At 72.9% G+C, this 14,350-nt stretch carries 15 protein-coding genes; 12 read left to right on the forward strand and 3 right to left on the reverse strand.

Features of this window, described 5'->3' with window-relative positions; all coding sequences use genetic code 11:
• The first annotated feature begins 8 nt into the window (after positions 1-8).
• The 6 genes from FS641_RS14745 to FS641_RS14770 all read left to right on the forward strand — a co-directional run bounded on the left by FS641_RS14745 (position 9) and on the right by FS641_RS14770 (position 3,233).
• Positions 9-584, forward strand: coding sequence for a DUF6286 domain-containing protein (locus FS641_RS14745; protein WP_144765113.1), 576 nt, complete (start codon positions 9-11; stop codon positions 582-584).
• Positions 581-1,144 (forward strand): hypothetical protein, encoded by a 564-nt coding sequence (locus tag FS641_RS14750; protein ID WP_144765115.1) that lies wholly within the window; start codon positions 581-583, stop codon positions 1,142-1,144. Before FS641_RS14745 ends, FS641_RS14750 begins: the two co-directional genes overlap by 4 nt.
• A gap of 89 nt (positions 1,145-1,233) precedes the next feature.
• A complete protein-coding gene (locus tag FS641_RS14755) occupies positions 1,234-1,407 on the forward strand; it encodes a CsbD family protein (RefSeq protein ID WP_144765117.1) in 174 nt (57 codons plus the stop codon).
• 75 nt (positions 1,408-1,482) lie between these two features.
• Positions 1,483-2,589 carry an Asp23/Gls24 family envelope stress response protein gene (locus tag FS641_RS14760; RefSeq protein ID WP_144765119.1) on the forward strand — a complete coding sequence of 369 codons (1,107 nt, stop codon included), beginning with the start codon at positions 1,483-1,485 and terminating at the stop codon, positions 2,587-2,589.
• Complete coding sequence (locus FS641_RS14765; protein WP_144765121.1) at positions 2,586-3,008, forward strand: MFS transporter permease; 423 nt, start codon at positions 2,586-2,588, stop codon at positions 3,006-3,008. Before FS641_RS14760 ends, FS641_RS14765 begins: the two co-directional genes overlap by 4 nt.
• A 33-nt stretch (positions 3,009-3,041) precedes the next feature.
• On the forward strand, positions 3,042-3,233 hold the full coding sequence (locus FS641_RS14770) for a hypothetical protein (RefSeq protein WP_144765123.1): 192 nt from the start codon (positions 3,042-3,044) through the stop codon (positions 3,231-3,233).
• 88 nt (positions 3,234-3,321) lie between these two features.
• Here FS641_RS14770 and FS641_RS14775 read toward each other — a convergent pair whose 3' ends face one another.
• Entirely contained in the window at positions 3,322-4,269 is a 948-nt protein-coding gene (locus tag FS641_RS14775; protein WP_144765125.1) for a serine hydrolase, read from the reverse strand.
• The gene (locus FS641_RS14780) at positions 4,269-6,233 is read right to left on the reverse strand and encodes a M13 family metallopeptidase (protein ID WP_144765127.1); all 1,965 of its coding nucleotides are present in this window, start codon (positions 6,231-6,233) and stop codon (positions 4,269-4,271) included. Before FS641_RS14780 ends, FS641_RS14775 begins: the two co-directional genes overlap by 1 nt.
• 35 nt (positions 6,234-6,268) lie before the next feature.
• Here FS641_RS14780 and FS641_RS14785 point away from each other — a divergent pair, with 35 nt between their 5' ends.
• Together FS641_RS14785 and FS641_RS14790 are read left to right on the forward strand one after the other, a co-directional pair.
• Positions 6,269-7,612: a uracil-xanthine permease family protein gene (locus tag FS641_RS14785; protein WP_144765129.1), complete on the forward strand. Its 1,344-nt coding sequence runs from the start codon at positions 6,269-6,271 to the stop codon at positions 7,610-7,612.
• Positions 7,613-7,690: 78 nt separating this feature from the next.
• Positions 7,691-9,001, forward strand: coding sequence for an MATE family efflux transporter (locus FS641_RS14790; protein WP_144765131.1), 1,311 nt, complete (start codon positions 7,691-7,693; stop codon positions 8,999-9,001).
• 146 nt (positions 9,002-9,147) lie between these two features.
• On the opposite strand, the gene FS641_RS14795 is transcribed toward FS641_RS14790, so the two are convergent.
• Entirely contained in the window at positions 9,148-10,251 is a 1,104-nt protein-coding gene (locus tag FS641_RS14795) for a LacI family DNA-binding transcriptional regulator (protein ID WP_144765133.1), read from the reverse strand.
• 71 nt (positions 10,252-10,322) lie between these two features.
• On the opposite strand from FS641_RS14795, the gene FS641_RS14800 reads away from it, so the two are divergent.
• From FS641_RS14800 to FS641_RS14815, 4 genes are all read left to right on the forward strand, one after another.
• Complete coding sequence (locus tag FS641_RS14800) at positions 10,323-11,579, forward strand: MFS transporter (protein WP_144765135.1); 1,257 nt, start codon at positions 10,323-10,325, stop codon at positions 11,577-11,579.
• 9 nt (positions 11,580-11,588) lie between these two features.
• The gene (gene nucS / locus FS641_RS14805) at positions 11,589-12,284 is read left to right on the forward strand and encodes an endonuclease NucS (RefSeq protein ID WP_144765137.1); all 696 of its coding nucleotides are present in this window, start codon (positions 11,589-11,591) and stop codon (positions 12,282-12,284) included.
• Between the two features lie 111 nt (positions 12,285-12,395).
• The gene (locus FS641_RS14810; protein WP_144765139.1) at positions 12,396-13,103 is read left to right on the forward strand and encodes an HAD hydrolase-like protein; all 708 of its coding nucleotides are present in this window, start codon (positions 12,396-12,398) and stop codon (positions 13,101-13,103) included.
• Positions 13,100-14,350, forward strand: coding sequence for a CynX/NimT family MFS transporter (locus FS641_RS14815; protein WP_144765141.1), 1,251 nt, complete (start codon positions 13,100-13,102; stop codon positions 14,348-14,350). The genes FS641_RS14810 and FS641_RS14815 overlap by 4 nt, the downstream gene beginning before the upstream one ends.

Raw genomic sequence — 14,350 nt, forward strand, 5'->3', positions numbered from 1 at the left:
GAGACGTCATGAGCAGCAACAGCATCGAGCGTCGCATCCGACGCCGCAGCATGCACCGCTCGCGGTCCACTGCCGTGTCGGTCGCACTCGTCGTCCTCGTCCTGGTGGCCGCCTGGATCGGCACCGAGTCCGTCCTCAAGGCCGTCGGGGCGCGTCCGCTCCTCGCCGACCCGCAGACGGCCGTCGACGCCGCGCTCCGTCCGGACGCCGCGTTCCTGACGATCGCCGAGGTGATCGCCGTGGTCCTCGTCGTCTTCGGTGTCGTCCTCGTCGTCCTGGCCCTGAAGCCTGGACGGCAGCACCGCTCGGTCGTCCCGCACGACCGGGGAGCCGTCGTCGTCGACACGCGCATCATCGCCGCCACCGCCGCGAACGCCGCGAGCGCGGCCGCCGGGGTGCCGGAGGACAACACCTCCGCCAGCTCGCGCGGCACCAGCACCGAGGTCCGGGTCGTCCCGGTCTCCGGCATCGCCGTCGACGAGTCCGCGGTCCGCGCCGCCGTCGAGGAACGGCTCGGCCGACTCGACGACCGCTTCGGCCGCCGGGTCACGGTCCGGGTCGCAGAACAGGGGACGCTGTCATGACCAAGAGCAACCGCACCGTGAACCGCATCATCCTGTTCGTCCTCGGTCTCGTCGCCGTGGTCGTCGGACTCGCGATCGGCGCCGGCGTCCTGCCGGCCGTCCGGGACGTGCTCCGGCCGTACGTCACGTTCCCCCGCAGCGTCGACGTGCCAGCGGCGTCCCTGTGGATCATCGCGGTCGTCTGCGCCGTGGTCATCGTCCTGTCGCTCGTCTGGGTCTTCACCCGGGGCGGCGGCGGGACCTCGGTCGCGGTCCGCGAACGTTCCGGCGACGACGCGGTCACGATCAACGTGGCACTCGTCCGTGACGTCATGGAGCACGAACTCCACGGTGTCGGTGACGTCGTGAACACGAAGGTCGACGTCTACCAGGTCCGCAAGGAGCGCGCCGCCCGTGTCCGTGTCGCGGTCCGCCGCGGCGGCGACGCCGTCGCCGTCCTCGACGCCGTCGACCACGCGGTCGGCGTGCTGGACCGCACCCTCGGCCGTCCGGTCCCGGTGCTCGTGCACCTGACCGGTGGCACCCGCTCCGCACTCGCGAAGTCGGTCCGCGTCCACTGACCGCTGTCTGCGGACGCACCCCGAGCCTCCCGGCTCGACTCCCCCACAAACATGACGGGCAGCAGCCCGTCCGACGGAAGGAACCCACCATGGGTCTCGACGACAAGATCAAGAACGCCGCCCAGGAAGTCGCCGGCAAGGCGAAGGAGGCCTTCGGCCACGCCACGGACGACGACTCGAAGGTCGCGGAGGGCAAGAAGGACCAGGCCGCCGCGAACGTGAAGCAGACGGGCGAGGACGTCAAGGACGTCTTCAAGAACTAGGCAAGCGCAGTGACGACGACGGGGCACCCGATCTCGGTTGCCCCGTCGTCTCCTGTCCGGACCGAGGAGGACTTGATGGAGAACGAGACCCACGCCCGAACGCAGGTCGTCGACGTCGCACTTCCGGCGTCGCTGACCGAACCACTGCCCGAGGACGCCGGCGTCCTCACCGTCGCTGCGCGGACCGCGGCGGTGACCGCCATCGGCGTCGACGGTGTGCACCACCTGGGCGGTGTCCTCGAGCGGGCCGCAGACCAGTTCCGCTCCCGCCTCGGCCGGACCGCGAGTGCCCTGGGTGTCAAGGTCGACGATGCCGACGGCAGTCTCGACGTGCAGGTGTCCCTGGTGGTCACCTACCCCGAGCCCGTGACCCGCGTCGCCGAGGAGGTCCGCGCGCAGGTCGCCCACGCCGTGGCAGAGGTCACCGGGCAGCCCGCCCGGGTCGACGTCCGCGTGACGGACGTGCACGGACCCTTCGACGACGAACCCTCGAAGCTCTCCGAGGCGGTCGACTCCGCGCGGGACGCCGCGTCCCAGGCCGCCGACCGGGTCCGAGACGCGTCGAGCGACGCCGCCGCGGCCGTCCGGGAGACGTCGTCGAACGTCGCGGCGACGGCGCAGGCGGTCGGCGCGGACGTCGCCGAACGCGGCCGGATCGCTGCCGAGCGGACGGGTGCCGTGACCGCGGACGCCCTCGACCAGGTGCGCGCGACCGCGGCGGAGACCGCTGACCGCGCCCGTGACGCGGCGATCGACGTCCGCGACGCGGCCGCCGACACGGCCGATCGGACGGGCGCCGCCGCGGCCGACTCGCTCGACCGGCTGCGGGAGTCCGCCGCCGACACCGCCGACCGTGCGCACGCCGCGGCCGACCGTGCCGAAGACGCCCTGCCCGACGCCGGGCGCGTCAACTCGGTCGACGGGCCCCGTGCGTCGGGCACCGCCGATGCAGCCGCCACCGACCCGGCCGGACTGCACGGCGCCTCCGACGCCGCCGATGCGGCAGCCGTCGCGGCGGACGCCGCCGAGGACGCGGCCGACGCCGCACAGGACGCTGCGGGACGCGCGCGCCAGGCGGCTGCCGAGGCCGCTGCTGCCGAGGACGCCGCCGCCGGTGACCTCGCCGCCCGGGACCTCGCTGCCCACGGCACGACGTCGTCCGAGCCGGACGCCCGCGCGTGACCGTGTGGTCCGGCCGCCGCGGCCGACGCTTCGGGCGCGAGCGTCCGCCGCGCGCCCGCGGCGTCTGGATCGCCACGGTCGTCGGCGTGCTCGCCGTCGTCCTGGTGTTCGTCGGGGCGTTCCTGCCGCTGACGGGCTTCCTCGCCGGCGTCACCGCGACCACCGCGGGCCTCGTGCCGTTCCCGTTCGTCCGGGTCACGCTCGTCACGGTGCTCGGGGGGATCGTCGTCCTCGGCTTGCTGGTCCTCGCCGCGACGCGACGTCGTAGCCTGGCGGCGTGGGTGCCCGCCGTCCTCGCGATCGTCGTCACCCTCGCCGTCACCGCCTACCCGCTCGTCACCGTCGCGATCGGATCGGCCGACCGGGCCGGCGACGTCTGGCCGATCATCACCGACCTCGTACGACGGATCACCGGCTGACCGGCTGGGATCCGACACTGAAGGGACTCGACAATGCGCAACCGCCTCCTCGTCATCGCCGCCATCGTGCTCGTCGGCTTCTGGTTCGGCGCTCGCGCCAACCGGACCGTCGTCAAGCAGTCCAAGGGCGAGACCGTCCGCAAGATGTGGAACGACCCGCACGCGCGGAAGTCCCGCAAGAAGCTCCGCAAGAAGCTGGAGAAGGCCGCGAAGAAGCGCGGCTGACCCGGCCTGGAGGCGCGACCCGCCTCCGCCACGACGGCCCGACCGGGAGACCGGCCGGGCCGTTCTCCGTACCCGGTGAGTCGGTCGGTCAGCGGGTCGCGGGCACGTGCGCGGCCTCGAGCACCTCGGTGCCCATGGTGCGCAGGGCCTCGACCACCGCCAGACGCCGGTCGAGCGTGTCGTCGTCGAACGTCACGGTGACGGCGTAGCTCACGCTCGAGCCGGGGCCGCGCAGGATGCCGGCCTCGGACCGGACACCTGGTCCGGAGCCCGTCACCGCGACGGCCTGCAGCCCGTGGTCGAGCGCGCGGTGCGCGAGCGGGTCGAGGCCGAACGAGCCGGCGACGAGACTGAGGTCACTCGCCAGGGACAGCCAGCCGAGCACCCGGTTCGACACGCCCTCGTCGACGACCTCGCCGAGCGCCAGGCCGCGCATCACCCAGCTGAGCTCCCCGGACGCCGCCACGGCCGCGTCCGGCGCGTCGTCGGGCCCGCGGCGGTCCCGGACCCGGTCGATGAACGCCGACCGCTCGACGCCGAGCGCCTCGGCCCGCTCGCGGACCGCGTCGATCCCCACGGTGGAGAGCAGGGCGTTCGTCGCCCAGGCGTCAGCGGTCGCCGCGACCAGCGTGGCGAGGTCGGGGACCTGCATGGTCGGCTCCTGCAGGAACTGCCACAGTCCGGGCCCCGTCGCGGCATCGCGGGCCATGCGCTGGAGTCGGTCGCCGTGGAGCCGCCCGTCCTCGAGCCGCGCGGCGACCTCGATGAGCAGCAGGATGCGCCCGAGACTACCGACGGGCTGTGCGAGCCGGTCGTCCACGGCCACCAGCGCTCGTCCGGTCGACGTGTCGATGACCGACGCGCTGACGCCCGCGCCCGCGACGGCGAGCGCACCGAGTGCCTCCACCGTCGCCGGGAAGCGCTCGTCGGAGCCACCCCGGTGCCGACCGCGGGCCCGCGCCCGCGAGCCGGCACCGGCGCGGTCGTCCTGCTGGCGCCGCCGCCGCGAGGACGGTGCCGCGTCGGGCTCGACCATCACCAGATCGCGACGCGCTCGGCAGGGTCGAGGTACATCGCGTCCTGCTCGGTCACGCCGAACGTGTCGTAGAACACGTCGATGTTCTTGACGACCTGGTTGCAGCGGAACTCGTTCGGCGAGTGCGGGTCGATCGTGAGCAGGCGTTCGGCCTCCTCCGGTCGGATCGCCATCCGCCACGCCTGCGCCCAGCTGAGGAAGAACCGCTCGGCACCGGTGAGGCCGTCGATCACGGGCGGCTCCTGCCCGTCGAGCGACAGCAGGTACGCCTTCCACGCGATGGACAGGCCGCCGAGGTCACCGATGTTCTCGCCGATCGTCAGCGCGCCGTTGACGTGACCGTCGGGCACCTCGGTCGGGACGAGCGCGTCGTACTGGGCGATGAGGGCCTTCGTGCGCTCCTCGAACGCGGTGCGGTCCGCCTCGGTCCACCAGTTCTGCAGCCGGCCGTCGCCGTCGTACTGGGAGCCCTGGTCGTCGAAGCCGTGCCCGATCTCGTGGCCGATGACGGCACCGATCGCCCCGTAGTTGGCGGCCGCGTCACGGCCGGCGTCGAAGAACGGGAACTGCAGGATCGCCGCAGGGAACACGATCTCGTTGAACCCGGGGTTGTAGTAGGCGTTGATCGTCTGCGGCGTCATGAACCACTCGTCGCGGTCGATGGGCTTGCCGATCTTGCCGAGCTCGCGGTCCACCTGGAAGTTCGCCACCGCTCGGACGTTGCCGAGCAGGTCGTCCGCGCTGACCGGGAGCGCCGAGTAGTCGCGCCACCGCACCGGGTACCCGATCTTGGGCGTGAACTTGTCGAGCTTCTCCAGCGCGCGACCACGGGTCTCGTCGGTCATCCAGTCGAGCGCCGTGATGCTCTGGCGGTAGGCCTCGACCAGGTGCGCGACGAGGTCGTCCATCGTCGCCTTCGAGGTCTCGTCGAAGTGCTCCTGCACGTAGATCCGACCGACGGCCTCGCCCATCCCGCCCTCGACCAGGGAGACGCCGCGCTTCCAGCGGTCGCGCTGCTTCGGGGCGCCGGTGAGCGCGGTGCCGTAGAACGAGAAGCTCGTGGCCGAGAACGCACTGGTCAGGTACGGGGCCGACCCACGGACGACCTGCCAGCGCAGCCAGTCCTTCCAGGCCGGCAGGGACACGGAGCCGAGCAGCTCGGCCAGCCCGGTGAGGAACGACGGTTCGCGGACGACGACGGTCTCGAAGGCGCCGGCCGGTGCGTCGATCGCCTCCCACCACTGCTGCAGGTCGATCCCCGGGGCGAGCGCCGCGACCTCGGCCCACGGCAGCTTGTTGTACGTCTTCTGGCTGTCCCGCGTGGCGACGTTGTCCCAGTGCTTGCCCGCGAGCGCGGTCTCGAGCGCGATGACGTGCTCGGTGCGGTCGGCGCCGTCGTCGAAGCCGGCGAGCGGGAACATCGCGGCGACGAACTCGCGGTACTTGTCGCGGACGTCGGCGAAGCGCTCCTCGCGGTAGTACGACTCGTCGGGGAGCCCGAGGCCGGACTGCTCGAGGAAGACGACGTAGGACTCCGGGTCACCCGGGTCGTTGTCGACGAAGAGCTGCAGGAAGCTCGGGAGCCCGAGCCGCTCGAAGCGCCCGACCATGCGGATCACGTCGGCCGTCGTCGCGATCGCCTCGATCTCGGCCAGCAGCAGCTCGATCGGGGCGGTGCCGAGCGCCTCGAGGTGTTCCTCGTCCATGAACGACGCGTAGAGGTCGCCGACCTTGCGCTCCTCGGAGCCGGCCGGGGCCTGCTGCGAGCGCTCGATGATCGTGCGGACGGCGGCCTCGGCGGCCTCGGCGAGGACGACGAACGAGCCGTAGCGCGCCTTGTCGTCCGGGATCGGCGTCGACTGCACCCACTTCCCGTTGACGTGCCGGTACAGGTCGTCCTTGGCCTGCACCGTCGAGTCGAGTTGGTCCGTCTGGATTCCGGTGGCGCCGTGCACGTCGGTCATGCGCACCACGATAGCCACCCACTACCGTCATGAGCATGGGACTGGGATGGAAGCTGCACGGGGACGGCGCGACGGTGTCCGCGACGACGATCGTGGCACCGGACGAACGACTGACGTGGCCACGCACCATCGGACTCGGCGTACAGCACGTCGTCGCGATGTTCGGTGCGACGTTCCTCGTACCGCTGCTCACGGGCTTCCCACCGTCGACCACACTGCTGTTCAGCGGCATCGGGACGATCCTGTTCCTGCTGATCACCGGCAACCGGCTGCCGAGCTACCTCGGGTCGTCGTTCGCGTTCATCGCTCCGATCGGCGCCGCGACGAAGATCGGCGGCATCCCGCTCGCCCTCTCCGGCATCATCGTCGTCGGTGCGCTGCTGGCGGTCGTCGGCCTCGTCGTGCACCTCGCCGGCGCCGGGTGGATCGACCGGCTGATGCCGCCGGTGGTCTCCGGCGCGATCGTGGCGCTCATCGGCTTCAACCTCGCCCCGGCGGCCCGCGACAACTTCACGAAGGCGCCCCTCGTCGCCGTGATCACGCTCGCCACGATCATCCTCGTCACCGTCCTGTTCAAGGGCCTCATCGGCCGCCTCTCGATCGTGATCGGCGTCGTCGTCGGGTACGTCGCGGCACTGGTCGCCGGGCAGGTCGACTTCTCCGCGGTCGGGGACGCCGCCTGGATCGGCCTGCCCGAGTTCACCGCCCCGGCGTTCGACCCCGCGCAGCTCGCGATCTACCTGGCGTTCGTGCCGGTCGTCCTCGCGCTCATCGCCGAGAACGTCGGGCACGTCAAGGGCGTCGGGCAGCTCACCGGCCGCGACCTCACGCCGCTCACCGGGCGGGCGCTCTTCGCCGACGGCATCTCCACCGTGCTCGCCGGTGTCGGCGGCGGCTCCGCGACGACCACCTACGGCGAGAACATCGGCGTGATGGCCGCCACCCGCGTCTTCTCGACCGCCGCCTACTGGGTCGCGGCGATCGCCGCGGTGGTGCTCGGCCTGTCGCCGAAGATCGGTGCCGTCATCTCCTCCGTCCCGGCCGGTGTCCTCGGCGGCGCGACGACTGCGCTGTACGGCCTGATCGGCGTGATCGGCATCCGGATCTGGGTCGAGAACCGGGTGGACTTCGCCAAGCCGAAGAACCAGCTGACGGCCGGGATCGCGCTCATCATCGGCATCGCCGACTTCACGTTCTCCTTCGGGCAGGCGAGCTTCGGCGGCATCATCCTCGGCACCGTCGCCGCGATCGTCGTCTACCACGTGATGGACCTGGTCGGTCGTGCCCGGGGCACCGACCAGGCGACGCCGGAGGCGTCGGACGCGGCACACGCCGCGACCGGGGCGGTCCCCGCGGAGCCGCGCGCCGACGGTCGGTGACCCGGCGCCGGACAGGAGGCCCGGACCGGCCCCGCCACGAGCCTCCAGTCCGGCTCCGGCGTCCGGCATGATGTCCTGATGCCTCCGTCCCGTCGTGCCGTCGACCGCGACATCGTCCGGTTGGCGCTGCCGGCGCTCGGTGCCCTCGTCGTCGAGCCGCTGTTCCTGATGACGGACACGGCGCTCGTCGGCCACCTCGGCGCCACCCCGCTCGCGGCCGTCGGGCTCGCGAGTGCGGTGCTGCAGACGGTCACGGGGCTCCTGGTGTTCCTGGCCTACTCGACGACCCCGGCGGTCGCCCGCGCGCTCGGCCGGGGTGACCGGCGTGGCGCGGTGCACGCGGGGATCGACGGCATGTGGCTCGCGCTGGGGCTCGGCGTGGTGCTCGCGCTCGTCGGGTGGCCGCTCGCCGCAGGGCTCGTCGGGCTCTTCGGGGCGGACGCCGCCGTGTCGGAGGCCGCGACCGCGTACCTGCTCGTCTCGCTGGTCGGGCTGCCCGGGATCCTCGTCGTGACCGCGTCGACCGGGCTGTTGCGTGGCCTGCAGGACACCAGGACACCGCTCGTCGTCGCGTCGGTCGGGTTCGTGGCGAACGGGCTGCTGAACGCGCTGCTCATCTACGGGCTCGGATGGGGCGTCGTGGGCTCGGCCGCCGGCACCGTGATCGTGCAGTGGGCGATGGCGGCCGTGTACGTCGTGATCGCGGTGCGGGCGGCCCGGGCCGTCGGGGCACCGCTCCGGCCGGGGGCGTCCGGTGTCGCGCGGGCGCTGCGCTCCGGCGCGTGGCTGTTCCTCCGGACGGCGTCGCTCCGCGTGGCGATGCTCGCGACGATCGCCGTCGCCGCAGGGCTGGGGACGACCGGCCTCGCGACGACGCAGGTCGGGCTGACGGTGTTCGGGACGCTCGCATTCGCGCTGGACGCCCTGGCGATCGCCGGGCAGGCCCTGGTCGGACACGCCCTCGGCGCCGGGGACGCGGACCGGGTGCGGCTCGTGACCGGCCGGCTCGTGGTGCTCGGCATCGTCGGCGGTGTGCTGCTCGGCGGGCTCACCCTCGCGCTCAGCGGGGTGCTCGGCCCCGTGTTCTCGGACTCGGGCGCGGTGCGGTCGGCGCTGCCGGTCGTGCTCGTCCTCATCGCGGTGGGGATGCCGATCGCTGGTTACGTCTTCGTGCTCGACGGCGTGCTCATCGGTGCCGGGGACGCCCGGTACCTGGCGCTGGCGGGCGGAGTGAACCTCGTCGTGTACCTGCCGCTGCTGTGGGTGTTCGGGAACGACCTCGCGGCGATGTGGGCGGTGTTCTCGTTCGGGTACATCGGGGTGCGCGCGGTGACGCTCGGCCTACGGGCGCACCGGCCGGGGTGGATCGCGGTGGCGATGGCGCGCTGAGCGCGGGCGGGCGCGGCGGGCAGGCGCGCGGCGGCACGACTCCTCGCGCTCACCGACAGTTCACGCACCCGCGAGCCCGTGGAGTGTCGGTGAGCGCGAACATCCGGCGGGCGCTCGGCGGACGGGGCGGCGCGGCGGGCGACGCGCTACGTCCGCGGGGCGCCCGTCGTGTCGCCGATGCGGAGCTCGGAGCGGAAGGACGCCGGCTCGCCTGATCCGCCCTCGAGCATGGCCAGGGCAGCGCGGGCCGCCGCCTGTCCCTTCTGCACGAAGGGCTGCACGAGCGTCGTCAGGTGCCGCATGGGTGAGCGGTGCAGCAGGCTGTCGTCGACGTGGATGCCGTCGAAGCCCACCACGCTGACGTCCTCCGGCACCCGGAGCCCGTGCTCGAGGGCGGCCGAGATCACCCCGACGGCGAGCAGGTCGCTCTGCGCGATCACCGCGGTCGGTCGGCTGCCACCGGGGGCGAAGAGCGCCTGCCCCGCGGTCCGGCCGTCCTCGACCGAGCTGCCGGCGGCCTCGATGGCGGGGGCGTCCGGGTACACCCCGCGCACCCCGCGCAGCCGCTCCATCGCGGTGAAGGCAGCGCCCTCGGCGAAGCGCTCCTCGGAGATCGGTCCCTGGCGGCGGGAGGCGTCCAGGGGCAGCGTCACGACCGTGACGGCGGTGTGCCCGAGGTCGCGGAGGAACGCGGCGGCGCGGCGGGAGGCCTCGCGGTTGTCGAGCTGGATGGGGACCGCTCCCTCGATGTCGTCGGCCTCGATCGCCACGACGGGGATCCCGCGGCGGCGGAGCACGGCCACCGCGCGGTCGACCCGGACGTTGCACCCGACGAGCACCACCGCGTCCATCGGGGCGTCGACCAGCGGGCCCATCCCACGCTCGTCGTCGAGCGGGCTGCGGACCAGGAGCAGGGACGCCCCGGCCTCGCCGGCGACCTCGGCGATGCCGTCGAGCGTCAGCACGTTCACCGGGTCGCGGAACGCGTCGCTGAGCCGGTCGTCCATCACGACTCCGATCACGCCGGAGCGTCCGCGCCGCAGGGAGCGAGCACGGGGATCGGGTCCGTCGTACCCGAGGGCAGCGGCCGCCGCGAGCACCCGCGTCCGGGTCTCCTCGGACACCGGACCGCTGCCGCTGAACGCCAGGGACGCCGTCGAGGCGGCCACCCCAGCCGCGCGCGCGACGGCGGCGAGCGTCGGGCGGCTGGGTCCCGCCGACGCGCCAGGGGTTGTTGCCGGTTCGTCCATCGGGCGTTAGCGTATCCGACAACCACGGTCGAATCGATTCGACCGCCGAGTACCACCGACAGGACGAGCACATGACGACGGCGTCTGCCAGCAGGACCAGCACCGCCCCCAGCACCCGAGCGTGGATCACGGCCGTGTTCGTGGTGTTCACCCTCTCCGGACTCGCCATCGCGACCTGGCTCGGCCGCATCCCGAGCGTCCGGGACGCCCTCGACGCGACCACGCTCGAGATGGGCCTGCTCGTCGTCGGCATGAGCGTCGGCTCGATCGCGGGCCTGACCGTCGCCGGGCACATCGTCGCGCGGGCCGGCGCCAAGCACAGCGTCCAGATCGCCGCCGCGAGCATGGTGCTCGGGATGGTGATGGCCGGGCTCTCGGTCAGCATGGGCTGGGGCTTCGCGGCGATCTGGGCCAGCCTCATCGCGTTCGGCTTCGGCAACGGGCTCGCCGACGTGTCCATGAACGTGTCCGGGGCCACCGCGGAGCGCCTCGGCGGGCGGACGATCATGCCGATGTTCCACGCCGCGTTCAGCCTCGGCACCCTCGCCGGCGCGGGACTCGGCGCCCTGGCCGAGCGGCTCGAGGTCCCGGTCGCGCTCCACTTCATCGTGCTCGGCGTGCTCGTCGGCATCGCGATGACCGTCGCCGTCCGCTGGTTCGGCGACGAGCGGGTCACCGAACCCGAGCCCACGGACACCTCCCCCGTCGCCCTGCCCGTGTCCCGCTGGGCGGTCTGGAAGCAGCCGTCGACCCTGCTCATCGGCGTCATCGTGCTCGGCATGGCGCTGGCCGAGGGCTCGGCGAACGACTGGCTCCCGCTCGCGATGATCGACGGCCACGGCCTCGAGAACGACGCCGGGTCGGCGGTGCTCACGGTGTTCCTCGCCGCGATGACGATCGGTCGCCTGGCCGGCAGCCCGCTCATCGACCGGTTCGGCCGGGTCCCGGTGCTCCGGACCAGCGCCGCCGTCGCGGTCGTCGGCCTCGGCATGCTCATCTTCGTGCCGAACGTGCCGCTGGCGATCGTGGGCGTGGTGCTCTGGGGACTCGGTGCGAGCCTCGGCTTCCCGATGGGGATGTCCGCCGCCGCCGACGACCCCCGCACCGCGGCGGCCAGGGTCAGCGCCGTGGCCACCATCGGCTACGTGGCGTTCCTCGCCGGACCGCCGATCATCGGCCTCGTCGGCGAGCACTTCGGCCTGCTGCACGGGCTCCTCATCGTGTTCGTCTTCATCGTCGCGGCCGGTCTGGCGTCGGGTGCGGCCCGCGAGCGGACGGCGGAGGCGGGCCGACCCGCCGGGAGCGAGCCGAGCCTCCAGGGCCGTTAGGCTTCCCGGGTGCGTCTCGTCATCGCCCGCTGCTCCGTCGACTACGCCGGTCGTCTGTCGGCCCACCTGCCCCTCGCGACCCGGCTGCTCATGCTCAAGGCCGACGGCTCACTGCTCGTCCACTCGGACGGCGGCAGCTACAAGCCGCTCAACTGGATGAGCCCGCCGTGCTCCGTCGAGATCGGCGAGCCGTCCGACGAGCAGGCAGAGGCCGGCATCGAGCAGGTGTGGACCGTCACGCAGAAGAAGACGCAGGACCGGCTCATCGTCAGCATCCACGAGGTGATCGCCGACGAGAGCCACGACCTCGGGATCGACCCGGGCCTGGTCAAGGACGGCGTCGAGGCACACCTGCAGCAGCTCCTCGCCGAGCAGATCGAGCTCCTCGGCGACGGTCACACGCTCGTCCGTCGGGAGTACATGACGGCGATCGGTCCGGTGGACATCCTGGCCAGGGACGACGCCGGTACGAGCGTGGCGGTGGAGATGAAGCGCAACGCGAACATCGACGCCGTCGAGCAGCTCACCCGCTACCTCGAGCTGATGAACCGCGACCCGATGCTCCGTCCGGTGCAGGGCGTGCTCGCCGCGCAGACGGTGGCACCGCAGGCGCGCACCCTGGCGGAGGACCGCGGCATCCGCGTCCTCGTCCTCGACTACGACGCGATGCGCGGCATCGAGGGCGGCCACACCCGCCTGTTCTGAGGGGCGCCCGCCGGTTCTGACGGCACCCGCCTGGAGGCTCGGCGCGGCTCCGCGACGCCGGCCGCGCTCGCTGACGGCCGGCTCCACCGCCCCGGTTAGGCTGGACCGGTCATGACACGCCCGTTCAGCGCCATCCTCTTCGACCTCGACGGCACCATCAGCGACTCGGCGCCGGGCATCCTCGAGAGCCTCACGCACACGTTCCGCACGGTCGGCGTGCCCGTCCCCGACCACGCGACGCTGATGTCGTTCGTGGGGCCGCCCATCCTCGACACCTTCCGCGTCGCGATGGGGATGGACGAGGCCATGGCCGACCGGACCCTCGCCGTGTACCGCGAGCACTACCTCTCGCACGGCGCCCTCGACTCGGCGATGTTCCCGGGCATCGACGTCGTGCTCCGCACCCTGCACGAGGCGGGTCTGCCGATCTCCACCGCGACGAGCAAGCCGGAGACCCCGGCGACGTACATCCTCGACCACTACGGCCTCGTCGGGGACATCGACGTCATCACCGGCGCGAGCGACGACGAGGTGCGCTCGTCGAAGGCGGACGTGGTCGAGGAGGCCCTGCGTCGCCTCGACGCCCGCGGCTTCGACGTCACCCGACCGGTGCTCGTCGGGGACCGGCTGCACGACGTCGAGGGTGCAGCGGCGCACGGCGTCCCCGTGGTCTTCGCGGAGTGGGGCTACGGCTCCCCCGCCGAGGCCGAGGGCACGATCGCGCAGGCGGCGACCCCGCTCGACCTGCTGCCGATCCTGCTGCCGGAGTCCGCCGCGACGTCCGGTGACGCGGCGACCAGCGCGTCCCGCCTGCCGTGAGCACCGGCGCCGTCGCCCGTCGCGCCGCGTGGGTCCTGCCGGTCGCGATCGTCCTGGTCGCGCTGAACTTCCGCGGGCCGATCGTCGCGCCGGCCCCCGTCATCGGGGACGTGCGACTCGACCTCGGCCTGAGCGCCACCGTCGCCGGCCTGCTGACGACGATCCCCGTCCTGTGCTTCGCGCTCGCGACGCCCCTGGCCAGCTGGGTCATCGCCAAGGCGACGCCCGAGCGGGCCGTGAGCCTGTCGCTGCTGGTCGTGCTCGCCGGCACCGTCGTCCGCTCGCTCCCGAGCGCGGGTGCGCTGCTCGTCGGCACCGCGGTGATCGGCGTCGGCATCACCATCGGCAACGTGGTGATCCCCGTCGTCATCCGCCGGGACACCTCGGCGGAGCGCGTCGGGATCGTCACCGGCGTCTACACGTCGGCGCTCAACGTCGGTTCGATGCTGACCTCCCTCGCCACCGCCCCGCTCGCCGCCGTGTGGGGATGGCCAGCGGCGATCGCGGTCTGGGGCGCGCTGGCCGTCATCGCCGGGCTCGCCTGGACGTGGACGGTCGGTGCCCGCGCGGCCTGGCTCGGACCACGCCCGGGTGCGGCGGACGGACCGACGCCCGCGACCGGACCGATCGACCAGGTGCTCGGCACGGGAGCGATCCGGCTCCCGGATGCCGCGACGCGCGAGGCCGTCCGTCCGAACCGGTGGGTGACGATCGGCCTGACGCTCGCGTTCGGCGGTCAGGCGTTCTCGTACTACGCGCTCACTGCGTGGATCCCGACGCTGCTGCACGACGAGATCGGCTTCTCGAAGGCGTCGTCCGGGGCGAGCTCGTCGGTGTTCCAGATCCTCGCCGTCGTCGGCGCACTCGGCGTCCCGGTGCTCGCGTCCCGCTGGCGCCCGCGCGTCATCATCTCCCTGGTCGCGTTCCTCTGGCTCGCGATGCCGCTGGGTCTGCTCGTCGCACCGCAGCTCTGGCTGCTGTGGTCGATCCTCGGCGGGGCCGCGCAGGGCGGTGGGATCACGATCATCTTCATCGTGATCGTGCGGCTCGTCTCGAACGACGTCGACGCCCGCCGGATGTCCGCCTTCGTGCAGGGCGGCGGGTACCTCATCGGGTCGGCGGGGCCGCTCGTCGCCGGGGCCCTGCACGGGGCGACGGGCGGCTGGACCGCGCCGCTGCTCGTCGTGCTCGTGGCCGTGCTGACCCTCGGTGTCGTGGGGACGCTGGCCGCACGCCGGGTGCCCTGA

This window comes from Curtobacterium sp. 9128, assembly GCF_007673775.1.
Classification (GTDB): Bacteria; Actinomycetota; Actinomycetes; order Actinomycetales; family Microbacteriaceae; genus Curtobacterium.